This is a genomic window from Gloeocapsopsis crepidinum LEGE 06123 (assembly GCF_015207655.1).
Classification (GTDB): Bacteria; Cyanobacteriota; Cyanobacteriia; order Cyanobacteriales; family Chroococcidiopsidaceae; genus Gloeocapsopsis; species Gloeocapsopsis crepidinum.
Genome location: NZ_JADEWN010000045.1, coordinates 1 through 26,111, shown reverse-complemented (window position 1 = coordinate 26,111; position 26,111 = coordinate 1). Strand labels below are relative to the sequence as shown.

The 26,111-nt window shown below is 41.6% G+C and carries 23 protein-coding genes; 9 read left to right on the top strand and 14 right to left on the bottom strand.

The window, feature by feature from the left end:
* The first annotated feature begins 130 nt into the window (after positions 1-130).
* Complete coding sequence (locus IQ230_RS17090; RefSeq protein ID WP_193933443.1) at positions 131-2,347, top strand: phosphoketolase family protein; 2,217 nt, start codon at positions 131-133, stop codon at positions 2,345-2,347.
* On the opposite strand, the gene IQ230_RS17085 is transcribed toward IQ230_RS17090, so the two are convergent.
* The gene (locus IQ230_RS17085) at positions 2,333-2,473 is read right to left on the bottom strand and encodes a hypothetical protein (RefSeq protein WP_193933441.1); all 141 of its coding nucleotides are present in this window, start codon (positions 2,471-2,473) and stop codon (positions 2,333-2,335) included. The genes IQ230_RS17090 and IQ230_RS17085 overlap by 15 nt on opposite strands.
* Positions 2,474-2,493: 20 nt before the next feature.
* Here IQ230_RS17085 and IQ230_RS17080 point away from each other — a divergent pair, with 20 nt between their 5' ends.
* Positions 2,494-3,567: a spore photoproduct lyase family protein gene (locus tag IQ230_RS17080; protein WP_193933439.1), complete on the top strand. Its 1,074-nt coding sequence runs from the start codon at positions 2,494-2,496 to the stop codon at positions 3,565-3,567.
* 99 nt (positions 3,568-3,666) lie between these two features.
* On the opposite strand, the gene IQ230_RS17075 is transcribed toward IQ230_RS17080, so the two are convergent.
* The 3 genes from IQ230_RS17075 to queA form a co-directional block, all read right to left on the bottom strand.
* A complete protein-coding gene (locus tag IQ230_RS17075; protein ID WP_193933437.1) occupies positions 3,667-3,888 on the bottom strand; it encodes a hypothetical protein in 222 nt (73 codons plus the stop codon).
* Between the two features lie 154 nt (positions 3,889-4,042).
* Positions 4,043-7,468: a tetratricopeptide repeat protein gene (locus tag IQ230_RS17070; protein WP_193933435.1), complete on the bottom strand. Its 3,426-nt coding sequence runs from the start codon at positions 7,466-7,468 to the stop codon at positions 4,043-4,045.
* Between the two features lie 68 nt (positions 7,469-7,536).
* Positions 7,537-8,646 (bottom strand): tRNA preQ1(34) S-adenosylmethionine ribosyltransferase-isomerase QueA, encoded by a 1,110-nt coding sequence (gene queA, locus IQ230_RS17065; RefSeq protein ID WP_228055080.1) that lies wholly within the window; start codon positions 8,644-8,646, stop codon positions 7,537-7,539.
* 284 nt (positions 8,647-8,930) lie between these two features.
* On the opposite strand from queA, the gene IQ230_RS17060 reads away from it, so the two are divergent.
* Positions 8,931-9,320, top strand: coding sequence for a hypothetical protein (locus IQ230_RS17060; RefSeq protein WP_099700376.1), 390 nt, complete (start codon positions 8,931-8,933; stop codon positions 9,318-9,320).
* A gap of 135 nt (positions 9,321-9,455) precedes the next feature.
* Here the strand turns inward: IQ230_RS17060 and IQ230_RS17055 are convergent, their stop codons facing one another.
* Positions 9,456-9,917: a YraN family protein gene (locus IQ230_RS17055; RefSeq protein WP_193933431.1), complete on the bottom strand. Its 462-nt coding sequence runs from the start codon at positions 9,915-9,917 to the stop codon at positions 9,456-9,458.
* A 1-nt stretch (position 9,918) separates the two neighbouring features.
* On the opposite strand from IQ230_RS17055, the gene IQ230_RS17050 reads away from it, so the two are divergent.
* Positions 9,919-10,449, top strand: a complete 531-nt coding sequence (locus tag IQ230_RS17050; RefSeq protein ID WP_228055079.1) for a pentapeptide repeat-containing protein — start codon at positions 9,919-9,921, stop codon at positions 10,447-10,449.
* A 68-nt stretch (positions 10,450-10,517) separates the two neighbouring features.
* Here IQ230_RS17050 and dnaG read toward each other — a convergent pair whose 3' ends face one another.
* From dnaG to IQ230_RS17020, 6 genes are all read right to left on the bottom strand, one after another.
* Positions 10,518-12,431, bottom strand: a complete 1,914-nt coding sequence (gene dnaG, locus IQ230_RS17045) for a DNA primase (RefSeq protein WP_193933429.1) — start codon at positions 12,429-12,431, stop codon at positions 10,518-10,520.
* A gap of 125 nt (positions 12,432-12,556) precedes the next feature.
* Positions 12,557-12,952, bottom strand: a complete 396-nt coding sequence (locus IQ230_RS17040; RefSeq protein ID WP_193933427.1) for a hypothetical protein — start codon at positions 12,950-12,952, stop codon at positions 12,557-12,559.
* 221 nt (positions 12,953-13,173) lie between these two features.
* The gene (locus IQ230_RS17035) at positions 13,174-14,499 is read right to left on the bottom strand and encodes a glutamate-cysteine ligase family protein (RefSeq protein WP_193933425.1); all 1,326 of its coding nucleotides are present in this window, start codon (positions 14,497-14,499) and stop codon (positions 13,174-13,176) included.
* Between the two features lie 242 nt (positions 14,500-14,741).
* Positions 14,742-15,560, bottom strand: coding sequence for an N-formylglutamate amidohydrolase (locus IQ230_RS17030; protein WP_193933423.1), 819 nt, complete (start codon positions 15,558-15,560; stop codon positions 14,742-14,744).
* Positions 15,561-15,712: 152 nt separating this feature from the next.
* Positions 15,713-15,868, bottom strand: a complete 156-nt coding sequence (locus IQ230_RS17025) for a hypothetical protein (RefSeq protein WP_193933421.1) — start codon at positions 15,866-15,868, stop codon at positions 15,713-15,715.
* Between the two features lie 33 nt (positions 15,869-15,901).
* Complete coding sequence (locus tag IQ230_RS17020) at positions 15,902-16,183, bottom strand: hypothetical protein (RefSeq protein WP_228055078.1); 282 nt, start codon at positions 16,181-16,183, stop codon at positions 15,902-15,904.
* A 189-nt stretch (positions 16,184-16,372) separates the two neighbouring features.
* On the opposite strand from IQ230_RS17020, the gene IQ230_RS17015 reads away from it, so the two are divergent.
* Positions 16,373-17,284, top strand: coding sequence for a LysR family transcriptional regulator (locus IQ230_RS17015; RefSeq protein WP_193933419.1), 912 nt, complete (start codon positions 16,373-16,375; stop codon positions 17,282-17,284).
* A gap of 31 nt (positions 17,285-17,315) precedes the next feature.
* Here IQ230_RS17015 and IQ230_RS17010 read toward each other — a convergent pair whose 3' ends face one another.
* The gene (locus IQ230_RS17010) at positions 17,316-18,116 is read right to left on the bottom strand and encodes a hypothetical protein (RefSeq protein WP_193933417.1); all 801 of its coding nucleotides are present in this window, start codon (positions 18,114-18,116) and stop codon (positions 17,316-17,318) included.
* A gap of 475 nt (positions 18,117-18,591) precedes the next feature.
* Here IQ230_RS17010 and IQ230_RS17005 point away from each other — a divergent pair, with 475 nt between their 5' ends.
* The gene (locus IQ230_RS17005) at positions 18,592-20,217 is read left to right on the top strand and encodes an ArnT family glycosyltransferase (RefSeq protein ID WP_193933415.1); all 1,626 of its coding nucleotides are present in this window, start codon (positions 18,592-18,594) and stop codon (positions 20,215-20,217) included.
* A 136-nt stretch (positions 20,218-20,353) separates the two neighbouring features.
* Here the strand turns inward: IQ230_RS17005 and IQ230_RS17000 are convergent, their stop codons facing one another.
* On the bottom strand, positions 20,354-20,791 hold the full coding sequence (locus tag IQ230_RS17000) for a hypothetical protein (RefSeq protein WP_228055077.1): 438 nt from the start codon (positions 20,789-20,791) through the stop codon (positions 20,354-20,356).
* Positions 20,792-21,263: 472 nt separating this feature from the next.
* On the opposite strand from IQ230_RS17000, the gene IQ230_RS16995 reads away from it, so the two are divergent.
* On the top strand, positions 21,264-23,240 hold the full coding sequence (locus IQ230_RS16995; RefSeq protein ID WP_193933413.1) for a chloride channel protein: 1,977 nt from the start codon (positions 21,264-21,266) through the stop codon (positions 23,238-23,240).
* 85 nt (positions 23,241-23,325) lie between these two features.
* Here IQ230_RS16995 and IQ230_RS16990 read toward each other — a convergent pair whose 3' ends face one another.
* A complete protein-coding gene (locus tag IQ230_RS16990; RefSeq protein WP_193933411.1) occupies positions 23,326-23,733 on the bottom strand; it encodes an AbrB family transcriptional regulator in 408 nt (135 codons plus the stop codon).
* Between the two features lie 736 nt (positions 23,734-24,469).
* On the opposite strand from IQ230_RS16990, the gene IQ230_RS16985 reads away from it, so the two are divergent.
* Together IQ230_RS16985 and cbiB are read left to right on the top strand one after the other, a co-directional pair.
* Positions 24,470-24,913 (top strand): RrF2 family transcriptional regulator, encoded by a 444-nt coding sequence (locus IQ230_RS16985; protein ID WP_193933409.1) that lies wholly within the window; start codon positions 24,470-24,472, stop codon positions 24,911-24,913.
* A 161-nt stretch (positions 24,914-25,074) separates the two neighbouring features.
* The gene (cbiB, locus tag IQ230_RS16980; protein WP_228055076.1) at positions 25,075-26,058 is read left to right on the top strand and encodes an adenosylcobinamide-phosphate synthase CbiB; all 984 of its coding nucleotides are present in this window, start codon (positions 25,075-25,077) and stop codon (positions 26,056-26,058) included.
* The last annotated feature ends 53 nt before the right edge of the window (positions 26,059-26,111 follow it).

Here is a 26,111-nt window from a genome sequence, read left to right as displayed (position 1 = left end):
GCCAGATTAGATTGCCATATTTGATTTTTGTGAGAAGTAGAAGTAATGATTTCGGAAAGAGGGAAACTGTAGAATCGTTAGATAAGGCACTTCAAGAGTAACAGTACTGTAATTACAGAGGAAATTGAGCATGACGGCATCGACCCAAGCGGCAAAGTTAGCAACTCCAGACTTCTGTCAAGGAATTCAATATTTTGGAGAAATGCTGCCAGAGTTTGAGAAGTATAGCAAAGAAGCTGCGATCGCCTCTGGTAGTACCTCAATTAGCGATCCTAAAGATCCGGCTGTCGTCTTCCAAACGCTACTAGCTGCTGATGCATTGCGCTACCTGACATTACAAGTTACTGCCAGCAAAGCTTCAGGTCATCCAGGCGGATTTGCTAGCCAAGTCGAAGCCTATGCCGCATTAGTCATGCTAGGGCATAAAAACATCGTTACTGAAGTAGGGCATCACGCACCAGGATTTTACAGTGCGATGTTTCTCGATCGTTCTCTAGAGGATATGGGAATTGAAACCGTACAGCAACTACGCGATCGCTTCCGCGAACATCACGGCTTACTCGGTCACTTATCCGGCTACATCCCAGGAATTCTCTCACCTGCGGGTCCTTTAGGGCAAGGGCAGCACTTTGCTATGTCAGCTGCCAGGTTAAACCCTGATAAACTGTTTCCTGTGACAATTGGTGATGGTGGTTTAGGCGAACCATACATTATGAGCAGTATGGCGCATTTTCACACCGCCTATCCAGGAATGACTAATTTTTTACCAGTGCTAGTGTGGAACGGCTTTAGCCAAGAGCATCATAGTATGGTTTCTACGCAATCAAATGAGCAAATGATGGCATATTGGCACGGTAACGGCTTTGAAGAAGTTGTCTTAGTCGATGCCAAAGATTTTGACGATCGAGATCAGCAGGGCAACTTTGTCGATAGTACGGCTTTTTCCTTCGAGCAACGCTTGGCATTTACAGAAGCTGTCTTAATCGCCGCTGATGAAGCGACAAAATCTGCGTTAAGTGGAACGCGCACAGTATTGATTATTAAACAATTAAAAGGCGCTGGAGTACACGCTAGAGGAGCAAAATCGCATAACCTCTATGCCATGCATACGCTAGATAATCCAGATATCGTGAATGCACTCAAAGCCCGTGCATTAGCCCCAGAAGCTTGGCAACTCGTTCGGACAAACTTTGAACGTGCAGGTGGTGGTCCAGCGAGTCGTGTTGCTGTAACAGAATCTGTCTTAGAATTACCAGAAATTAAGGATTTACCATTAGAAGAATACGCAGTAGGTGGCGATCCTAAAGTTGCAACAACAGCAATGGGACGACTGGTAGGTAAAGTTGGAGAGTGCGATCGCAGTTTCTTAGTCACAAATGCCGATGGAAACGAAGCCTCAGGAATTGCCAATATCAACCAAGCCCTCAAAATTATTCACCCAGTCGAAGATCCGCTGTATAACCAAAAACCTGGCGGACAAGTTTATGAACCACTCAGCGAAGATGCTTGTGCCGGTTTAGCCGCAGGTTCCGCCCTCATGGGCAGCCGGACTTTATGGTGTTCTTATGAATCATTTGCCATTAATGGTTTACCAATTTGGCAAACAGTCACGCAAGCAATGGCAGAATTACGCCGTCCTACTCCTTCTACTGTCACTTTATTCACTGCTGGGGCATTAGAACAAGGTCGTAACGGGTGGACGCACCAACGCCCAGAAGTTGAAGCATATTTTGCCGCCATGATGCGCAATGGCAACGTCTTTCCACTCTTTCCCCCAGATGCCAACTGCATTCAAGTTGCTTATGAGTGGGCGTTGACAACTAAGAATAAAGGTATTGTGATTACTGCTAGTAAGTCGCCACTACCAATTCGCACAACATTTGAACAAGATAGAAAAGCACTTGCAGATGGCGCAATTGTATTGCAAGAAGCCTCTGGCAATAAAACAGTTGTGTTTGCGGTTGTGGGTGACATGGTGTTGTTACCAGTACTAGAAGCTGCATCTGCACTAGCTGTTCAAGAAGTTGGCGTTCGGGTTGTCTCTGTTGTTAATCCTCGTCGCTTGTATCGTCCTACAGATGTAGCGTGGGATAGCTGTGCAGAACCTGATGGTGATTTCTTAGATGATGCGGAATTCGACCAGTTATTTGGTGGCGATGCTTTAATTGGAGTCACCGCTGGGGCGAGTGGTATGCTAGAACCAATCATGCTACGCAGTACCGCCAAACGCGACACCTTCGCTTGGAAACGAGGAGAAACAACCGCTAGCCCTGCACAATTAATGGCACTTAATGGGTTAACTGCTGAAAATCTCGTCAACCGTGCAATGGCACTAATTGACCAATAGGTGTTGATTCAGGTAGCGATCGCCAAAATCTAGGAAGCGATCGCTACAAAAAGCAGTGTAAAATCCGCTCTCTAGATTGACTGACAACTCTAATTTGCGATCGTTACGATCAGATAAGTTGGTCAATCACAGCAATAAGCTTCTTAATGACGATTTTAACTAAATCAGCAACACAAACCTCCTCTTCTCGTTTGTGGATGCCAGAACGCGTGTTATTTACACCTGCTGCACTCGATCAGCCGTGGGGACAAAAGATTCTATCACGCATTCAAGCACTTGATTTACCCATCGAAGAACTTTCTCAAAATCGCCTTTCAGGTTTACGTGGTGATTCTGAACGGGAGACGTATCAAATCGCTAAACGCACTCTTGCAGTTGTCACCGCGCCACCAAGTCATTTTAAGTTGAGTCCGATTCCTCCTTCCGCAGATTGGCAATTTCATCTTGCAGAAGGTTGTCCAGCGCACTGCCAATATTGTTATCTTGCAGGTAGTTTACAAGGTCCACCAGTTATTCGTGTCTTTGCTAATTTACCCCAAATTCTGGAAAATTTGGCAACCTATGAACGTCCTGACTCTGCAACGACATTTGAAGTCAGTTGCTATACTGATCCACTTGGTATTGAACATCTTACAGGTAGCTTAGCTGAGTGCATTCGTTACTTTGGTACTCGCAGCAATGCCCACCTGCGTTGGGTGTCTAAATTTGATGCTGTTGATGATTTACTCGACTTACCACACAATGGACACACTCGTTGCCGTGTCAGTATCAATGCTGCACCTGTTTCAGGGCGATTTGAAGGTGGTACTGCAGCAGTATCTTCTCGCTTACAAGCATTACGACGCTTAGCTTTGCCACGCAATCAAGGCGGTGGCGGTTATCCTGTGGGTATTGTCATTGCACCAATTATGTTAATTGATGATTGGGAATTGCACTACACGCGACTTTTTGATGAAATCAGTGCTACTTTAGATTTTAGTTGCGACTTGACCTTTGAGCTAATTTCTCATCGCTTCACGCCCAAGTCAAAAGAAGTATTGCAAACATGGTATCCGCACTCAAAACTTGACATGGAAGAAGACAACCGCAGCATCAAGCGTAATAAGTTTGGTGGAACAAAGTATGTCTATGATACCGACCACATGAAAGCGCTACGTCGCTTCTTTGAATGCGAGATTACCAGACGTTTTCCTGAAGCACGTATACTGTATTGGACGTAGAAGAGCAATTGGCTGTTAGCAATTAGCGATTAGCTCTAATTACTGATTGCTATAGCTATCCTAATCTCTTTCCTTTGTGTCCTTATAGTTGCTGTTACATCAATTGCCTCTAGGTTGCTTCATTCGGAGTTGATGGTTATGACTATCAAACATGAGACATAAACCAAAGTTAAAGAGTACAAGACTCAGTGTTCCAATCCAAAACCATCCTTCACCACTCATTTTGCGGCTTAAAGCCTCACCAAAGACACTCAAGCCAAAGCCAACACATAGTAAACCAGCAACTCCTTTAACGAACCACAACATTTTGTCTCGCTGCATTTTGTTAACCTCAATGAAAGACGCCTAGCGACTTTAGTCGCGGCTTAACAAACAAAGTCCACCTCCGTGGACTAATACAAGAATAAGGCTGAGAGAAACTTGTGAAGACAGGTTTTTGTGTTCATAGCTGCGGTTTCAACTGAATCAGCTTTCCCTACTCTTCTACTAACTGGCGAAAACGTCGATTGTTAGCAAGACTTTCAAAATCTGGATCAATGCTAGCTTCAGCGCGATACTTCGGATTTAATTCAATCGCCTTTTGTAAGTTCTCTAGTGCTAATTTGACGTCTCCTTGGAAAGTGTAGCAAATTGCTTTATTGTAGTAAGCATTAGGATAATCTGGCTGAATTTGTAAAGCTCGATCAAAGCTTTCAAGTGCTTCAGGATCTCGTTCTAGTTGAATGAGTAAATATCCTTTAGCGTTCCAAGCTTTATAGTAGTCAGGATTGAGTTCAATTGCTTTATCGTACGATGCGATCGCATCTTCTATTCTTTCAAGAACCTCTAATGCCATACCCCGATTCATCCAAGCTACAGCATCATCTGGTTTGACTTGTACTGCGCGATCAAACGATTGAAAAGCTTCTTCGTGGTTTTGTAATTTACCTAATGCTACGCCGCGATCTACCCACGCTAGATGGTGTTCCGGCTTAAGTTCAATGGCTTTATCATACGATGCGATCGCATCTTTATAACGTTTTAGTCTTCCTAATACAATACCGCGATTAAACCAAGCATCGCTATGATCTGGCTGAATTTGAATCACTTGGCTAAAAGCAGCAAATGCACCTTCATAGCGTTTTAGTTCTTTCAAGGCGAGTCCACGATGATACCAACTTGCTGCATCTTCTGGTTTGATTTCCAGTACTTTATCAAATGCAGCAATTGCTGACTCGTATTGCTGTAATTCCCACAGCGCCAAGCCCTGCTGATAGCAGACATCAGGGTTATTAGGTTGAATTTCGAGTGCCTGTTCGTAGGATGCGATCGCTTCTTGATAACGTCCTTCAGAAAATAACGCATTTCCCTGATTGATATAATCATCTGGACGCATAAATAACTGTGGATAGTTTGATTTCAACAGTTCTATTTGTTCGGATAAGGCTTGAATTTGCTGGGATACTTCAGAGAATGCCTCTTGAGCAATTGTTGCTGGCGTTATTTCTGCTATTTGCTTGAGAATTTGTTCTTTACGGGCTTGAGCATCTGATTTTACTTCAGCCAGTTCTGTTTCTAGTCTGTTTTCTAGTTTCTCTAGATTTTCCAGTGTTAATTCCTTACGATTTGTAATTTCTGACTGAAATGCTGCAAGTTGATTTGACCACTCGGATGCTAGTGTTTTCAGATTTTCAATTGTAGTGTCTTGTTGCGATTGAATTCCCGTTTGAGAATTGCTAAGTTGAATCGTAAATTCTGCTACTTGCGATCGCAAATTTTGAATTTCTTGTTCTAGTTGCGCTTGTGTTTGCGATTGAAACTCTTGAATCTGCGCGGTTACTTCTCTTTGAATCTGTTGTAAACTTTCTACTGTGACATCTTTTTGTTGTTGCAGTCTTGCTATAGCTTCAGTTTGAATTTTTGCAAGATGCGGTGTTAAATCAGTCTCTAGCTGTTGTAAGCTTTCTTGTAGGGTATTTTGTTGCTTTTGCACTTCAGCTTGCAATGCTGTAATTCGTTTTTCTAGCTCGGTTTTTATATCTTCTAGCTGATAGACAGCTTCACCCTTTTGTGTTTGTATTTCTGCTTGCAACTCAGAAACTTGTGCTACAAATTCAGTTTCTGTTTGTCTAATATTTTGGATGGCTGCATTTTTCTGATTTTGAACATCAGACTGTAGTTCTGTCAATTGTGGAGCTAGTTCTGAGACAAGTTGATTTAAATTTTTCAACAAGAAATCTCGCTGTTTTTGCGCTTGTTGTTGCAGTTGTGCCAGCTGAACCGCAAATTCTTTTCTAGATTGTTGTATATTTTGTAATATGGCTTCTTTTTCTGCTTGAATATCAGCTTGAATCTCTGTTGTGTCTGGGTTAAAGCCTAGTGCTAGCTGTTTCAAGTTATCTAGTGTTGTATTATACTCCTGCTGCGCTTGCTGTTGAATCTGTGCTAATTGTGCAGATAAGTCTATTTCTAATTGCCTAATATTTTGTAATACTGCTTCTTTTTGTGATTGAATATTAGCTTGAATTTCTGTTGCATCTGGGTCAAAGCCTAATGCTAGTTGTTTCAAGTTATCTAATGTGGCATCGTATTCTTGCTGCGCTTGCCGTTGAATCTGTACTAATTGTGCAGCTAATTCTATTTCTGATTGTCTAATGTTTTGTAATACTGCCTCTTTTTGCGCTTGAATATCAGCTTGAATTTCTGTTGCATCTGGGTCAAAGCCTAATGCTAGTTGTTTCAAGTTATCTAATGTGGCATCATATTCTTGTTGCGCTTGTCGTTGAATCTGTACTAATTGTGCAGCTAATTCTATTTCTGATTGTCTAATGTTTTGTAATACTGCCTCTTTTTGCGCTTGAATATCAGCTTGCATCTCTGATATTTGTGGGCTTAAAACTGTTAGTACTCGCTCAAATTCTTGTGAAACACTAATGCGTTGTGTTGTTAACTGTTGTTGAATTTGCTCGACTTGTTCCGCGAAATCACTTTCCGAGCGTTGTAAGTTTTGAATAATTCTATCCTTTTGTGCTTCAACTTCTGCGTATAGTGTAGAAAGTTGAGGAGTAAAGTCAGATGTCAGTTGTTCAATATTTTGTAAAATTGTATCGCTTTGCTGCTGAGCTTGTTGGTGAATTTGATTGATTTGGCTGGCTACTTCTGTTTGAAATTGTTCTAAGTTTTGCAGTACTGTATCTTTTCTTTCTTGAACTTCCGCTCGAATCTTTAAAAGATGTGGAGAAAATTCTTCTTTTAATTGTTCAAGGTTTTGTAAAACTAAAGCTTGCTGCTGTTTTGTTTGTTGTTTTAAGCCGACTATTTCATTTCCAAATTCACTTGCTAATTTCTTTAGCGATTGTTCTGAGTTTATGAATTGATTTTCAAGTTTTGTAACTACTTGTTGTTGTTGTGTTTGTGAGAGATGCGTTATCTGCGATAAGTTTTCGCGTTGCGCTGCAATTTCCTGTTGTAACTCTTCTGCTTCTTGGTTAATCTCGTCTAAGATTTCTTCAGCATCTTGCAAAATATTCTGAACTTTGCGATCGGCGTTAGCAATTTCATTTTGAATATCTTCAACTTCTTTAAGCCGCATCATCACAATATCAGCGACACCACGAATGACTGACTTACGTAAGAAAAATAGTGCTAGCAATGTCGCACCGAATAGTACAACTAAAGTTGCTAATAAGATATTAAACAACGTTATCGACTGCGTACCAAATGCTGTAGTAGGCGCTTGTGGCTGTACTTGGGCTAGTTGAGGCGATCGCTCTAAAGTATTTGCTTGCGCCAACCTTGATTCAGAAGCATTAGGTGTCACCTCGGCATGAGCAACAGCACCAACTGACAGTAACAGAGTAGACAGCAAAAAACCACTGCCGTGTGATAAAAAGCCTAGAATCTGTTTGTGCTTGCGCTTCATAGTTCCTTTTGCCTGCTGATCAGGAAAAGATATAGCGATATCCTTTCCAGGGTAATCAAAATTGACGTCTATTTTCGATCTTTACGCTCAATTGTCGATAAATCAACTGGTAACAGCAACATGGCATCACCAAACGAGTAAAAGCGATAACGATGTGCGATCGCTTCTTGGTACAACGCCAGCAGGCGCTGACGACCGATCAAGGCACTCACCAGCATCAGTAAACTCGATTTAGGCAAATGAAAGTTAGTAATCAATCCTTCAACAACACGCCATTGATAACCAGGATAAATAAATAAGTCTGTCTTGCCACAAAAAGGTTGTAATTGCCCACAAGAAACCGCAGCACCTTCTAACGAGCGTACCACAGTAGTTCCTACTGCAATAACTCTCCCTCCTTGAGCTTGCGTTTTATGAATCTGATCCACAGTATCTGCACTCACTTCTACCCATTCTCCGTGCATCTTGTGTGTTGTAATATCTTCGACTTCAACAGGGCGAAAGGTTCCCACACCAACGTGTAGGGTGACAAAAGCTGTATTAATTCCTTTGTCTTGTAGGCGTGTGAGTAAATCTGAAGTAAAGTGCAGCCCTGCTGTCGGAGCCGCTACAGCACCAGGTTGCTTGGCGTATACTGTTTGATATTGTTCGCCTGCTGCTTGAGAATCAGTAATATAAGGCGGCAAAGGTACTTGCCCATATTTATCTAATACTTGAATTAAAGACATTTCTTGAGGAACATCAAATTGCAGTAATCTTCCTCCAGTTGCTGCATCTGTTGCTAGTACGGTTGCCTTTAAAGGATAAGAGGCGTTTCCTTCAAATACTATTGTTGCCCCTGCTGGTAAACGTTTTCCTGGTTTTACTAAAGCTAGCCATTGATTGTGCTGGCGTTCTTCTAGCAGCAATACCTCAATAAATGCACCACTCAACTTTCGCCCATACAACCGTGCGGGTATGACTTTGGTATTGTTCATCACGAGTAAATCACCTGGTTGCAGTAGTTGAGGCAATTCAAAAAATCGATGATGGCTATGGTGCGTAGCAGCAACAACTAGTAATTGCGCACTATCTCTAGGGACTAGAGGATTTTGAGCAATTAACTCTTGGGGTAACTCATAATCGTATGCAGATAATAAGCGGTCTTGTGCTTGAGAAGATAACGGTCTACTATACATAGTCTTAAGTGTCAACATTGCAGCATTGCCATTTTTGAAGCAAAAATCCGTGTTATTACGGATTTCGCTACGTCATCGCATCTTTTATATTGTCCTTAAGTCATATTTTGTTGTTTTTAAACACCGTACTTATACAGATTTTTTGATAATTTATAACAATTCATACTTACATATTTAATTGGGTAAATCTACCCAGGTTAAATTGGGTGATTTTCCCCTATGAAAGGAGTGCAAACCTTCGGCACAATAGAAGTGTCGGATTGGTGCGTCTCCCAACCACGGAAATGGAATATCTTTACTACCTTGCAAATGCCAGCCTCACCTTGAGGATTGTTGAATATCTACACAAAGTACAGCATCTATCGGTCAGGTTTATAACTGTGATCCATCAGATTGATGGTTGGGTGGTAAAAGTTAAGATGAACTCGCCTTTAAATCCTCAAGATGATGGAGATTTTAGGGCATTTTTAAATGAATTGGGAATTCCCTACGAACCTCCCATGCGAGTAAATATGGCACTCTGGAGTTTAGAGGCTGGACAATCTCCTATTGATGTGATGCGTCGCTATCAAGTTGCGATCGTTTCTCATGGTAGCCCAGAGCGTGAAGAAATTGAAGCTTTTCGCCAACAGTTTGTGCGAGGCTTAGGCTACTGCCCAGAAACTCTGGCTTAGAGAGTGTTGAGTGTTGAGTTATAAGTTTTGAGTTGAGAAAATCTTTAGGATTCAAAACTTATAGGTTAAAATAATTGCCTCCGGCACCTTTCTTCGCTTTCCAAAACTTTTTCACTAGTCACTAACCACTAAATCTTATCCAAATGCAGCAGGAATGTATTCTTGTAGTAGCAATTGAAATCTAGCATTACCAACTTGTATTGCTTGCGACTTAAAAATCGCAGGCTTTTTTGTTTGTGGCGCATGAGTAGCAAAGCGTTGAGAATAGACTAAAGCGACATCAAAACGACATGGAAGATCGTTTAAGTGTGGGTATTGTGTCAAATAGAAATTAGCTGTGCGCCAAAGTTTAGCTTGCTTTTGTGGTGTTAAAGATAGCAATCCTCCTTGATCCCAATTGCCACTGCTGCGAGTTTTAACTTCAACGAAGGCTAGTAGTGATGTGCTAGTGTGGTGAGCAACAATATCAAGTTCTCCCCAACGACAGCGCCAGCGACAATGCAGAATTTGCCAACTTTGTGATTGTAACCATTGTGCAACGAGATCTTCTCCTAATACACCAATATCGGGATAATAGGAGGAAGGAGGGTTTGTCATAATGGTTCACAGGCAAGAGTGTTGGATGATTGAGAATATATTTAGGTTATGCCGCCAGATAGCGATCTTTGTATTAGTTGTCAGTGCGATCGCGTCTCCGCTTTATCTGAGTATTCCCCCAGCGTTAGCGTTAGATTACAACAAAGAAAATCTATTGAACTATGATTTTTCAGGGCGCGATTTAACAGACTCAAGTTTTAATCATGCTAATCTACGAAACAGCAATTTCAGTCACGCAAATTTAGCAGGAGTCAGTTTGTTTGCTGCTAATTTAGAATCAGCTAATTTAGAAGGCGCAAACTTGACAAATGCCACATTAGATTCAGCACGGTTGAGTAATGCCAATTTAAAAGATGCTGTATTAGAAGGTGCATTTGCCGCAAATGCCAAGTTTGATAAGGCAGTGATTGATGGGGCTGATTTTACTGACGTACTATTGCGTCGCGATGAACAAGATAAATTGTGTAAGGTCGCAAAAGGAACTAATCCTATGACAGGACGAGAAACACGGGAAACTTTGATGTGTTTTTAAGCAGTTGAGTAACTAGCCACTAGCCACTAGCTACTTAAATCGTAAATAATTCACTGGATTCGATTTGACTAAATCAAATCAGTCAGCGAAAATTGCCGTTGCCGATCTAATTCTTGTAAGCGTCGCTGTTCGGTATAAAGTAATTCATAATAAGACTGCGATCGCTCAAAATCAATTTGCGGATCAGTGTCTTGCCATAGTTCAAGATACAAGCGATAGCGCTTTTCACACATGACACGTTCCATACACGCAATTGCTGCTTGTACTCCCTGGCTAGCACGTAATAAATCGCGTTCGGTTTTCTCATCTAAGTAAAACAGGTGCGATACCGAAGTCATCTCGCAATCCAATTGCAAGTATCGAGTTTGCAAACGAGAAACCAAAGAATTAGCAAGATTGTCGTCAGCATCTGTTAATATTTGCTGCCACAAAAACCGATGGTGCGAGAGGCTAAATTGGACTCGTGTTTGTAAAGCTTCGGTAATTGCTTGACGATGTTCGGGACAATGTAAGTAGATGCGTAAGAGTAAGGCTTCGGCTTGTTCAAGGAGACTGCGATCGCTTGTCAGGGGAAATGCTGAAGATTTTTGCTGCTGTTGCTTTTTAAATGGTTGGGGCGTGCGGTTGTTGTGAACGGGTGCGACTTGTGATAGTAGACTTTCGGCTTGGATAGGTATTAGGCGGGTATCACCCAAACTGAGTAACTCGGCACAGCGAAAAATGTAATGATTTCTTGTATCGCTATTATCAATTAGCTTGAGTAATTTAACCATTTTTTGAGCAACTTGCTGAAATTGATCTGCTTGTTTCAAGTCACGGTTTGCCACGATTTGTTGAATTTGCCAGTCTAACCACAATGGGGCGTTTTGTAGCAGTTCGCGATAGTGTTCGGGCGTGTAAGTGTGTAAGTATTCATCAGCGTCTTTGCCTTCGGGTAAGTTGAGAATCCGCAAACTAACTTCACCACGATATGCAAGATTGGCAATTTCACCGATTGCCCTTTCTGCTGCTTGAGTTCCGGCGGCGTCAGCATCAAAGTTGAGAATGAGTTGTTTTGATTCGGTGTAGCGCAACAGTTGGCGAACTTGATCTAAACTCAAAGCAGTGCCCAGGGAAGCAACAACATTCGTGATTCCGGCGGCATGAAGTGCGATCGCATCAAAATAGCCTTCGACAACAACAGCTTGATCGAGGTGAGAAATTGTTGATTTTGCCTTATCTAGTGCAAACAGTATTTTCCCTTTATTGAATAATTGAGTGTCTGGTGAGTTAAGATACTTCGGTTGTTCTTCCCCTAATGTTCTTCCGCCAAAACCAATCACGCGCCCTTGGATATCGTGAATGGGAATCATTAAGCGATCGCGAAAGTAATCGTAATAACTATCTTTTGATTGTCGTTGACGAATTAATCCCGCTTGTTCGAGAAGTTGCACAGGGTAGTGCTTTTGTTCTACCAAATAGCGGTAAAGAGTTTCCCAACTTGTGGGTGCGTAACCTAAACCAAACTGCTGAATGGTTTCTAAATTTAGTTTCCGCGAGGATTGGAGATACTCTAATGCAATTTCTCCTTGTGGTTGGCGCAAAGTATGTTGATAGAATTGACAGGCGATCGCTAAAATCTCGTAGAGTTGTTCTCGTAGCGATAACTGACGCTGTAATTCTTGTCGTTGTGCAGGTTCTAGAGTTTGTACGGGTACCTGGTAGCGCCGCGCTAAATCTAAGACAACTTCACTAAATGAACTTTTCCCGACTTCCATCAAGAACTTGATAGCGTTTCCCCCAGCATTACAGCCAAAGCAGTAATATATTTGTTTACTAGGGCTAACACTAAAACTTGGAGTTTTCTCGTCGTGGAATGGACATAAACCAACATGATCTTTTCCCCGCTTGCGTAAAACAACGTGTTCTGATACCACATCGACGATATCAACTCGTTGCTTAACTTCCTCGATTGTGTCTGGGTGCAGGCGCGGGATTTGCATTGAATTAACTGGTGATTCAGTAGTGTTTGAGCGTGAGTGTTAGGCTGGTAACTGGTCATTGGTAAATATCTTTTTGTTTCTCATTACCGATTACCGATTACCCATTACCATTGCCCTAAATACTATTATCGAATCAAATAACTCAACCAGGTCAATTTATCTTTTTCTGCTTGCGGAATCAAAAGCCGCCATGTTTTACCTTCTTGCTGACGTTGCAAGTAGACATCAAAGGAATTGTGCTTTTGAGTGACTTTGCGCGGTAATTTGAGCGTTAAATCGTATGTACCACGAACATGAGAGACAGGTAAGCTTTGAATTTCTACTAGTTCGCGCTGTGTAACGGTGACGTGTTGAATTTCTATTCCTTGGAGATGTACGCCGAGTTGTTGACTTAATTGCTGTTGTGTTTGTTCTAGCTGAAGTGCGATCGCCTGTTGTACAAGTTTATTACTTGGTTCGACTTCACCACTACAAGCTGTGAGTAACACAAATAAAGCGATCGCCATCAACCAACGCACCATAACAATCTGCCTATCTTGAATTAACCTACAGTAGTCACACTCCCTACTGCCCCATCAGAGATTGTATCGGCTTTGTGGTAGTTTTTGATTCATTAGACTTCCTGCCTGAACGCGAAGGCGCATAAATTCGCTACTAAACAAACCATATTCACCTCCGTGGACTGACTGTAGAAGTTTTGTTTTAGTGTATGAAGGTACACTTTGCCTATGTAGCCCCAACTTCAGTCGGAGGACTCCGCAAGCATCTCTAAATGTGATTGTTCTAGAAATGCGACTTGCTGTTCCAACTTGTCGCAGCATTGACGTACTAAGCACAACCCATTTTCTTGCGAGATTTCTTCAGTAGTTGGGAAAAAGTCTTGCAAAATTTCGGCTTCAGTAGTCTGGTATTGCCCTAATGAAGATCTCAAAGTTTTTAGATAGTGCGATCCTTCACCACCTTCTTGCACAGCAAAATCAAGAATCGAATCTAAGTAGGCAACAACTTCAGCACTGTTAACACCCTCAGTAACAGCAGCATACAATAATTCCCCATCAAGATAGTGGAAATCTGGTACAGCAAGGATATTGCCATGTAATTCAAATGTACGAACTCCCTCAGTTGGTTTCACTGTCAATTGCTCAGTTCGCACGCGATGTGCTGCGTGATAGAGTATTGTTGCGATCGCTAAAATGACCTGAGGATAATTACTATCAGTACCGCGCATTTCTACTGTACCAATACTGTTGAGTCGCACGCGATTCCACGCTGCTTTAAGCAGGTTTCCCCCAGCTTCTTTAAACAAATGTCGTTCTACTCCTGCTTTATCCATCGCTGCTAACCAAGAGTAGTACCGCGCAAACTGTAACTCGACCAATTCTTCCGTGTCTGCTGCATAAGGCTGTAATCCACCCACCGATTGCAAATGGGTATACACTCCTTCCCAGCCAAAAACCTCACTACCGCGATAACGTACGGTATGCGCCGCAAATTTCATAACTCGTCCTTCGTAAAAAGGACACGCCCGCGATAATACAATCAGTGATGGATCTAAAGCTGTTGCTAAGTTATATATATTAAGTAGTTCAGTGCGTGCCTCTAGCGTAGAGTCGTAAGATACACCTACACGTCGATCGATAATTCCTTCAGGAAGATCTAAATGAATGTGCGTTCCCGTGCATCGTGCCGCGTGCATAAAGCGATCAAAGCCTATAGTGCGGACTTGAATGTGATACCACGGCTTGTTACGAATTGTCGGCATAACGTGCAATGGATAGGTAGATAAAGGATAGAGCCTAAGACTCATTTCCTTGGCTACCTTAAGTGCTACCTTAAGATTACTTAAATACTCTGTTGCTAGCTCTGTTACGCTATACGCAGGCGGTGTATTAATCTCCACCATACTTTTTACCCATTCAGGGGCAAAATGCTGCGGATTTCGTCCTTCTGATGTTGCTACTTCTTGACAACGCTGCAAGTACTCATCACCGCGCTGCGAAATAACACCTTGTTCATCTACTAAAAAAAACTCTTGTTCAAGCCCTATCCGCCGATCTTCTACACTCATGCTTTAAACCTCAAAGCAAGCAAATATAGAGGGTAGAAGGTATAACTTACTGTTGGTAGCCGAAGAGAAGCCAGTAACTAGTGGCTAGTGACTAGTTTTGAGTTTTGAGTTGAATCTTCTAGTTCAGAACTCCTTGTCTCTTTGTCTCTCGCTTCCTCAACCCTCTTTATTGTCTCCACGATTTCATCCACGTGGTGCTATTTTAATTTTACTCTTCAATCCTCGCACATCAATATTTTTACTCAAACTAATTGATACGCGTTACTGGTAACACCTGCATCAACTTGATTTAAAGCTTCAATGATACCTGGAACAGTCGATTGCAGTGCTTGACGAATTGCATCTAACTGCACGATGTCTACTTCATTCGTCCATTCATTCATAAAAAACTTCTTGACTTCAATTGATAAAACACATGCTGAGTCGGGAAAAGTTTGATGCACCCAACGAGGAAAGTAACCGCCAGAGAAGTTAATATTTTCGCGGACATCTAAATGTCTACCCAAAAAGTTGAATGCTTGTAAATCCTTGGTAAAACGGTTGATGACAGGTGCCCACCGTTGGCGATCGAGTGTTCCTGTCCCAATGTTAATTTCAGGATTGTATCGCGGATCGGCTGGTAATGAGTCAGGTCCAAAACGTAAGTGATTGTAGGTATGCAACTCAAATACAATAAAGCGACCGTGACGACGTTCAAGATCGCTCAAGACTCCTTCTAACGTTGCATAAAAGGCGTCATGTTCTGCCAAAGAACGCTCGATGATAGCACGGGGTGGTCTTTTTTTCCACACTTTTAATCCCCATGCATCTTCAGGCTTAATATAAACAGCTTGATCGCGGCGACGATTGAGGTCAAATTCAAAACGCGATCGCCGTGCAACAATTCTGGTATCGCCAATTGTTGTCCAGTGTGCAGTATAAGGATCTTCTTCTCGCCAGCGATCTGCTTCGGTGACGCTGAGTAGTGGGGCAACTTCTTCGCGGATATCATGACCATCATGTAGCGCAACAGCAACAATAGGTCCATCTCCTTTAGTTAATACCCAGCTACTTAACGTCATTTACTACCCCAATTTATAAATTATGTCTTCATCATCCGAAGCTTCATTTTCTCGCAAATCAAGGTAAATAAATGTAACTATAGTAACAAGGCGTGGCACACCATAAATAAAAACCCCCAGTGCGGACTAGGGATTTGGTTGCTGTTATAAATTTATTTGAGATCCCAAACACGTGCTTTGTAATCTGCATAGTAACAGCTAAACTTCCAGAAATTAACTAGCGGACGCAGCAATGGATGGAAAGATTTTTGCTTATTGCTAGCTTGATTGACCGAGATAGATTCTTGATTGCGATTAGAGAAAATCATTCTTATTCCTCCTAACTTAATAGTGAACTTTAGTTATTGGTAATATCGCTTTTCAATCCAAGTACGCATTTCAGATTCGGAATCGCGTTTTGTCTTGCGTCCTGTTATTGGATCGTAAGCATTCCACCATGTACGACCATTGCGATCTGAACTTTGCCAAACTTGTAGTTCATTCTTGGCGTTCAGATAGTTCACTACTTGTTGCCAAATGCTTTTTATGGGTGCAAAAACGTCAGTACGTTTTGCTTTTTTTGGTGGTTGATGATAGAGAAACTCTAATTTTTCTCGCTCAAAGGTACTAATCGAATACTTCATACCAAATCTTGATGACCTCACATCACATCGTTTACTTCTCTTAATAAATCCACTTTAACAATGTTCTTCTTGACAATCCAAGTAAACTATGCATGGAATGTATGAATAGAATTCATATGTCAAGGAATGCCACGATGAAGAAGCCTTGAGTTTTATCCGAAGGGTTTAACTAATTGCTTTGAAAGTGCTATGAGTGACATGACTAACAAAATCAAGATCTCGCAGTTGCGGGCATTAGTTGCAGTCGCAGAACATGAAAACTTCAGTACGGCTGCATTGCATTTGGAAATATCACAGTCTGCAGTGAGTCATGCGATCGCTGCTTTAGAGGAAGACTTAGGCGTTGTCTTACTTGCGCGTGGACGTCATGGTGCGCGTCCTACACCCGTAGGAAAACGAATTATTGCTCATGCCCAGCATGTACTACAGTTACTCGACACAATGGCTAAAGAAGCAAACCTCGAAAAAGGCTTAGATGGAGGACAAGTGCAAATTGCCTGTTTTCGTAGTGTGGCAACGCATATTCTACCGGCAGTGATTGCCCAGTTTCGCAGTGACTTTCCTAAAATTGCAGTCACAATTACAGAGCATTACGATTACATCAATGTAGAACAAGCTTTGCGTGAAGGTCATGCCGACCTGGGCTTCACTTATCTTCCTGCTAGTGATGAATTTGAAACTTGGGAGTTATTGCGCGATGATTACATTGTATTACTACCTCCAACTGCTTCAACCACTACTCAAAAACTCAACTGGAAGCAATTAGCTGCATATCCTTTAATTGTTCCATCGACAAATACTTGCTCAATTAGAATTCGCAATCATTTGAGATTCTCTGATTGTCCCTTGAATATTGCCTATGAAGTCAGGGAAGATTCAACAATTGTCAGCATGGTTGTTCAAGGCTTAGGTGCAGCCATTCTTCCCCGATTAGCTGCCGAACCAGTACCACTAGGGTTGCAAGCGTTTACTCTACCAATTCCTCTCGAAAGGATCATTGGAGTAGCTGTGTTAGCAGATGCACTACAAAGCCCTGCAGTTTTTGCCTTTTTAGATGTTCTCATGAAGTCAAAGCAATTTGTACTTAAAGCTGCAGTTTAAGACTTGCCCAAGTGGTTATGTGCCGAGCAATTTAAAAATGGTAGTTGTTTAAACAAAATTCGATTTGTAACATCAGGCGATCGCATTGTTGGGGTGGAGTTCCTTTATGAAAGCAAAAGGGATCTTCGGCAAAACCAAAACCTACATTTCCGCAGATTGTTAGGATATCTTTTTGTTGATAATATTGACTGATATCGCGATCGCTACGACCAATAAATAAAGTCAATTGATGAGTAATCTTTTTGTTTTTGTGACTTCCACGAACGCAAACATGAGGTCCACTACTAGAGTCTACATTAGTTAAGTAGAAAAAGAATTTTAGAGAACGATAGTCAATTGGATCGTAATGAAATAACTCTTGGGCAAAATTTAATCTTTCCTCAAAACTGGTATTTGTTGCAAAACTCCACCACAGCCGCGATCCTGTAAACACTGGTTTTGCATTTAAGTAAGTAGCTGCTATTGTGAGTAACTTAGGATCTTGAATAATTCTCTCGATTGCGCGGCAATTTTTCTCAGGATCTACATAGTCGCTAACGACAAGAGAACCATACTTTTCTTGCCAAACTTCTTTACTATTTGTATGAAACATAAGTTGTGGGTTGAGATTGGCATAACACTGCTCGCGCTCTGTAAATTCTAAAATCTCTTCTACAATTGCTTGCGGAAGTTGAATACCGAGATATAAGCCATCCTCTTGTAATACTTGAATGACATTTTCTACATCAAGATCTTCAAATATAGATACTTCTGAATATTGCTCAAGTTCTACTTTTGGATAAAAAATGTCGATTAGAGAACGAACTATCTGAAACCGCGAGAACAAAAACATCAAAAGCCACTTCGGATTTTGAACGGCATATTTATAGTAAGGTTTGACTTTAAGACTAATCCTTACCAACAGATGTCGCAGTCTACTACGACTGTACTCGAGTCTATTCTGTATCAGTAGCATATGTATAGAAAAAATACTTACGTAGTTTAGCCTAAGTAATTCTTCTTAAATTACAATACTTTCAGGTAAATCTTTGAATAAAATTGATAAATCAAGAGATTTTGTGAGCCAATCGTAAAAAAGATAAGAAAATCCTCATAATCCTTAAACTATAGTTATTTTTTAGAAAATTTGATTGAAGAAGGGTCAAGAATCAGAGATCAGGGAATTAGAGCAAAATTCCTGATACAACGCTCCAATGCTTCGTAGCAGATTTAAGTAGGTAGTAGAACAGCAAAAAAGTAAATAAACTGACCATCAATATTTGGTTGAAGCTAGACTTGAAAATCAGAATTATCAAGTATTCTAAGATATGCGCGATCGCTTTCATTGGGAGTTTTCAAAATTTGATTACCGACGCAACAGTAAGGTTGATTGGTCGTGGATTCTAGCGTTATTGTTAGCCGCAGTGCTAGTTTACAGCATCAATCTAGGAGGATTACCATTACGCGATTGGGATGAAGGTACTATCGCCCAAGTTGCCCGCGAAATTTGGCGATCGCCTGTCAATTCATGGCGTTGGCTGCATCCTACATTAGGAAACGCACCTTATCTCAATAAGCCGCCACTCATGCATTTATTAATAGCTGGGGCATACTCGCTTGGTGGAGTTAATGAATGGACATCACGTTTGCCAGGAGCGATGCTGAGTGCAGTTTCTGTACCTCTACTATATTGTGTCGGGCGGGAAATTTTTCCTAGGAGATCGCCTGCGATTTTTGCTGCGTTAGTTTACCTCACACTGCTACCGATGGTGCGTCATGGGCGATTAGCAATGTTGGATGGGGCAGTAGTGTGTTTTTTTCTGTTGATGATGTTGTGTGTACTGCGATCGCGTCGTAATTTGCGTTACTGCTTAGGTGTTGGTATTGGGTTTGCCTTAGTTTGTCTGACTAAAGGAATCATTGGATTATTGCTGCTGGCGATCGCACTGTTATTTTTGTTTTGGGATACGCCCCGCTTACTAACGAGTCCTTACCTGTGGGCAGGTGTTTTTGTTGGTGCTGCGCCTGTAGCTTGGTGGTACTTGGCTCAATGGTTGGAATACGGTAACACTTTCACCAATACAGCAATTATGGCTCAATCTTTGAGTCGTGTTTGGGCAAGTGTAGAAAATCACGCCGAACCACCTTGGTATTATTTATTAGAAATCTTAAAGTACAGCTTTCCTTGGCTGATATTTTTACCACAAGGTTTGCGTAAAGCATGGGAAAATCGCAACTGGAGCTGGGCAAAACTGATCCTTGTGTGGATTAGCTTTTATTTCGTAATAATTTCTGTGATGCAAACCAAGCTTCCTTGGTATGTTTTGCCGATATATCCAGCTATTTCTTTAGCAGTGGGAGCGCAGCTGGCTGATTACTGGTGTACATCTGATGCATCATATCCGCGCCCTGTCGTTGTCTGTTTGGGGCTACTTGCTGTAGGAGCCACTATTGGCAGCTTCTACTTTAGTCCTTGGAGTCCTGCGCAAGATGGCGCATTACAAATGATTTTAGCTGCAGTTGCAGGCACAATGATTTTGGCAAATATCTTAGCTAGACGAGGCGATCGCCAGTTTTTGATAATTTTAATTTGGGGAATGTATGTCTCGCTTGTACTATTTATGACTTCTTCCCACTGGGTTTGGGAACTTGCCGAAGCTTATTCTGTAAAACCTGTTGCTGCGATGATCCAAAAGACGACACCCACAGGACAGATTGTTTATACATCCTTTCCTTACGATCGTCCTTCGCTAAATTTTTATAGCGATCGCCAAATTGTTACTGCTACTCACAACCAGCTTCAGCAGCAATGGCAACAACATTCGCCATCCTATTTGCTCCTCGATACCCCAACACTTAAAAATCTCCAACTTCCTGCAGCACAGCAGTTAGGAAGCACTCAAGGTTTGACGCTACTGAGAAGGGGCGAGGAGCGAGGAGTGAGGGGCGAGTGAAAGAGTAATTAGTTTTGAATACGTGAGTTCTCAAAAGTTTTGAATTTTGAGTTTTGAGTTTTGAGTTGAATCTTCTAATTCAGAACTCAACACTCAACACTCATAACTCTCTTAAACTCAAAACTCCCCAGCTTTCTTATGATGACTCCTGTGGGGGATCGACAACAATTTCCTTTGATGGTTCTGAATTTGATTCCTGTCCTGATTTCAATGTTTCTAAGGTAACAACACTAATACCTAAAAGAATGGCACTACCAATTGCAGCGATCGCTGCGGTACGCTTAATGAAGCTAAAATCTCGTAGAATTCTTGCCCAAGGACGACTTTGACGACGAAGTAAATGAGTCATCTCAACTTGCTTAGAGCTATGCGGATCGCGTACATAGTGCCCGCTCCAACTCACTACCAATCGCTCTTGACAATGAGGACATGTAAATAGTCCATTACACTTTTTGATTTGTTTGAGATTGCCAGCACGTTGGCAAATTGGACAGGTTACGGAGTGGTGATCAAAGGTGTGAGTGTTCATAGCGCGTCGAATCAGTTCTTTTCTCGCTTTACAGCGGAGTGCCATCAGTCTGAGTTGTATTTTCTATACGCCCCAAATCTTAGTCTGCCCATTTTTGTGATAGATAGCCATACTCGCAGTACATATATTTATGAACATTTAAGAAGGGCTTGTAGCACAAACAGAGCAGAGAAACCTGGGGAAGACTAGAAGTTATAAGTGTTGAGTGTTGAGTCGTGAAGTGTTGAGTTAAGAAAATTCTTCAATTCAAAATTCAAAACTAGCCACTATCCACTAATCACTCATTTACGAGCTACTGCGCTCCTCTCTATCTCTAACTTGTCACAACGCTAGCGCATTGACCAATGCTGTAACTCATCTAAATGAGGTAGAAATGAACTTTTCTCAGTAATTACAATTATGAATCAAATCCTCTTGCACTCAGGCAAGACATACTTGTCGGCGAGCCAAAAGATCAATCAAAATGAAAAGTAAGCAATAAAAATTAAAGCTTTTATCACATTTCCTCACATTTTTCATGACTGCCCTTTCTCCCCAATCCCCAGAGGAGGCACCAAGTCTCCCTGTTGAATTACGGAAGGTGCCGATACAGCCTGCAGTATCAACACCTTCTACTGGCTTAACTCATTTACTGAACCGTTTTCAGCTATCCCCAGAAAGCGTTGTGCTCATGTTAGCTGTGCTGATCGGCGGGAGCACTGGTTTAGCTGTCGTTTTCTTTCACTTTTTAATCGAGCTAATCCACCATTTAATGCTAGAAGATTTGATGGGAATTATTTCTCGTTGGGGAGCTTGGACACTTGCGTGTGTCCCATTATTAGGTGGATTGGTTGTTGGTTTAATGCGCGGTGCTAAACAAGATTTTGGTCTAGGGCTTTCTTCTTTAATTGCCGCAACGCAAGGTAGTCATGCTCCTCATGTTACTTGTAAAGAATTACAACCAATTATTAAGATGTTTGCTGCTGCAGTTTCATTGGGCAGTGGGGCTTCATTGGGACCAGAGGGACCTAGCGTGGAGATTGGTGCTAATTTTAGTTTACGGCTGGGTCATACCCTACAGATGTCGCAAGAGCGACGTCGCTTGTTGTTAGGGGCTGGAGCAGCAGCAGGGTTAGCAGCAGGGTTTAACGCTCCGATCGCAGGTGTTTTTTTTGCGTTAGAAGTTGTTTTAGGAACTACATTCGCTACTTCTGCTGTGAGTGTTGTGCTGCTAGCAGCAGTCGTAGCAGCATTAATTGCTCAAATTGGCTTAGGAGGACAACCTGCTTTTACACTGCCAGTTTACGAAGTTCGCAGTCCGTTAGAATTTCCCTTATACGTTGGTTTGGGCTTAGGTGCTAGTCTTGTTTCAATAACTTACACCCAATCTCTACAGTTACTGCGAGCTTGCTTTCAAGGACAAGTTCCTGGTTTCGCTTGGTTGGCAAAAATTCCTTTAGCAATTCATCCTGTTATTGGCGGTGCTTGTGTTGGTTTAGTCGCACTACAGTATCCCCAAATCTTGGGTATCGGTTATGAAACTGTAGAAGCAATGTTGCAGGATGTGGAATTCTCTTTGCAATTGCTTGTGGTGTTATTGGTAGTAAAGTTAGTCGTAACTGCAATTAGTTTAGGGAGTGGTTTAGTCGGGGGTATATTCGCTCCAGCAATGTTTCTCGGCGCTTCATTAGGAGGAGCCTATGCCAAAATTTTGGCAATTGTCTTACCAGGGATGACTCCTTATATGGCAGCACCTCCAGCTTATGCAATGGTAGGTATGGCAGCAGTATTAGCAGCAAGTGCGCGAGCACCTTTGACGGCTATTCTATTGTTATTTGAACTGACACGAGATTATCGCATTGTTTTACCGTTGATGGCAGCGGTAGGTTTAAGTGTATGGCTTGTTGAGCGCATGAAGCCTAGTGCAACTTCTGACGCGCATCTACAACAGTTGAATTTGAGTGTGGAGACAGATCGCGAACAAGAAATTTTACAACAAATCTCTGTCGCCGAGGCGATGCATCAAACTCCGTTGATATTATCTGCAACACTGCCTATTTGGGAAGCAGGCTTGGCAATGACTCGCGATCGCCGCCGGAGTGCGTTGGTTATTGATGAAACTCAAAGATTGGTTGGTATCGTCACTTCAGAAGACATTTCCCGCGCAATTTCTCTCTGGGAACAGCACAGAATAAGTGTTAGTAACTCCAGTTTGGTACATCCATCTAATGAGCCGAATTTTTCTTTATCTCAACTCTTTGACATTTGTACAACTGAGCTACTTTACACTTACCCCGATGAACTTTTATCTGATGCTTTAGCCCGTATGGCAGCACGAGGTTTACATCAGTTACCTGTAGTTGAACGCAACAACCACGAGCATATTTTAGGTTTACTAGAACGAGAACAAATTGGATTAACTTGCAACTTAGAGTTGATGCGTCAAGCACTGCACCAAGTCTTGCCAGCATCACCACAATCTAAGGACTTATCCTTGGCTAGTTTGCAGCAATGAGTCTTGCCTAAATAAGGAAGTTCGAGTAGAGGGAGAATAATGGCAAATACCTCAATTCTCCTCTCAAAATCATATATAAAATTGCTTAGGATGCAACTTCGACTTCATCAAATTCGCCATCTTCGTCAAGTTGCTTTAAACGAATGTGCTTGCGACCTAGGGTAATTTCAAATTCATCTCCTGGTTTTAAACCCATTTGTTTTGTATAAGCAGAGCCTATTAGTAAGTTACCATTTGACTGCACGCTGATTCTATAGCTAGCACTCCGTCCGCCGCGTCCATTAGCATGTGCTGTACTGTCTAACTCAATGCCTTCTGCATCAATTAAGGCATTAAGAAATTTCATCATGTTAACACGCTCAATACCATTTTTAGTAACGGTATAATAGCCACAGGCTTTAGCCTTTTCTTCTTTACTTAGGTTTTCTAGCTCCTTGACTTTCTTCAGGAGTTCTTCACCAGTTAGTGGCTCGATTTTTTTCTTTTTACTCATCAACTTAGTACTAAAACGAATGAATGAAGTAAATAACTGAGTTTGATCTTAGCTTACTAACGCTTAATAGGAGTAACACTTAGATTTATATCAGCTCAATAAAATATCTTACACTGAATTTAATCAATATTTGCGCTTATGTAGTTACCTTACTGTTAAGTTAATCAGTTATAAACACTGTTGGTATTCATGATAACTATCTAAGTGTTGTTCATACCTTGATCCACTTAAGTTCTTGACGCTAACTGAAGCACACTAAAAAAGAATGAATACAGCAACTATCTCAAGTTACTGATAAGGTAAGGAGGCAATGCTAAGGTAGAAACTGAGTAGGCGAATAAGTTGGAGTATAACTTCTACTACATAGATACTTGTTAACCTGATAAGCTTCCTTAAAGTCAGAGAAAGACAACAATTCTGACATCTATCTGTCAATTTAATTAAATGTAAAATAGCTGTATCGACTATCGAGTGTAGGTGGGCAAGATAACTAATCCACACATCATATTTATTTTGGTTGTACTCAAAACTCTAGTAATCGAGTCTGGTATTCAAGAATAAGGAAATAAATTGAGCTTCCTTAGGATGACAAACTTATGAATTGGGATTGCACAAAAAGTGAAGAGCGTCGTCTTATTGAGTATTGCTCGTTCAACGAATGATATTTGAGTCTAGCAAATATTTTTTTGATAATTGAAAATCGTAAAAAATTTAACATGAGGTCTAACTTGACAGCATGAAGCTAACAACTCGCGGACATTACAGCGTTAAAGCATTACTTGATTTGAGTTTACAGCCCAAGAATAGACCTGTATCAGTAAAAGCGATCGCTCAACGCCAAGATATCCCCGCTCCTTACTTGGAAAAATTACTGATTGAAATGCGCCGTGCCGGAATAGTAGAATCAATTCGCGGTGTTCAGGGTGGATACAAATTAGCGCGATCGCCTGCGCAAATTTCTCTAGGACAAATACTAGAATCTGTTGGCGAAACAATTGAACCTTTACCTCGCCATAGTCCAGCGCCAACTCAAGCGGAAGATTGGGTAACTTTTACCTTGTGGCAGCGATTACACCAAAAACTCAAAGAAGCACTCTATACTATTACTCTTGCAGACCTTTACTATGATGCTCGCAGTTGGCAAGCAGCCCAAGGAGAAGCAACAAGCTTTGTTGTTTAGTGACTGATGACTCAGCTATTAGTAGATTAACTGGATTAAATAAACATTAAAGGTAGGGTAGGCATCTTGCTTGCCCATGCCCGAATGACTAGCAGTAAGTGACATTTCTTTGCACTGACTGACTTAAGATTAAATTTTGACTTACGATTATTACCTTGCTTTTGAGCCAATTTCTCATCAATATCAACTCAATTGTTGTTTTAGTTTTCGCTGCTTTTTTAGATTACCTGATTGCCGATCCTTGGGGTTTTCCTCATCCAGTGCGCGTTATGGGTTGGGCGATCGCCCGCTTTAATAAAATTGCTTGGAAATACTTTAATAGTCAATGGACACAACGCTTAGCTGGTATCATTTTAAGCATCGGATTAGTGGCTGGCAGTGGTTTAGTCGGATGGTTAATTGTACAAACTACTAAATTACTTCACCCTAGTCTTGGAATTGTTGTCGAAAGCATTCTCTTGGCAAGTTGTTTTGCTGCAAGAAGCCTCAGATTAGCTGCACAAGAAGTCTTACAGCCACTCAGCATTGGGAACATCACGCAAGCACGTTCTAGCCTTAGTAAATATGTTGGGAGAGATACAGCAAATCTTTCTGAGACTGAAATTTTGCGGGCAGTTTTAGAGACTGTCAGTGAAAATGCTACAGATGGCGTAATGGCACCTTTATTTTATGCGATCGCTGGTGCTTTCATACCATTTATTGGTAGTGTTCCGGTTGCTTTAGCTTACAAAGCGGCAAGTACTTTAGATTCAATGGTGGGCTATCGCGAAGCACCTTATACTTACTTAGGTTGGTTTAGCGCTCGCTGGGAAGATGCCTTAACGTGGCTACCGTGTCGTTTGACCGTGTTAACTTTAGCAATTTTATCAGGTAAGCCTCGCTATATTTGGCGCATTTGCTGTCGAGATGCGGTGCAAGATCCTAGTCCTAATTCAGGTTGGAGTGAATGCGCTTATGCGGCTGTACTTGGCGTACAAGTGGGAGGAACAAATTGGTATAGAGGAGTTGCCAAACACAAGCCTCTACTTGGAGATGACATTCATTCGGTTACTGCAGTCAAAGTTTATCAAGCATTGCAATTGACGCGATATTGCTTTTTGATCTGGCTGGGTGTTGCGATTCCCTTGCTTTTGTTGCACATTTAAACTTAAGTCTATTTAGAGCAATATTTCTAGCCACTAATCACTAATTACTCACC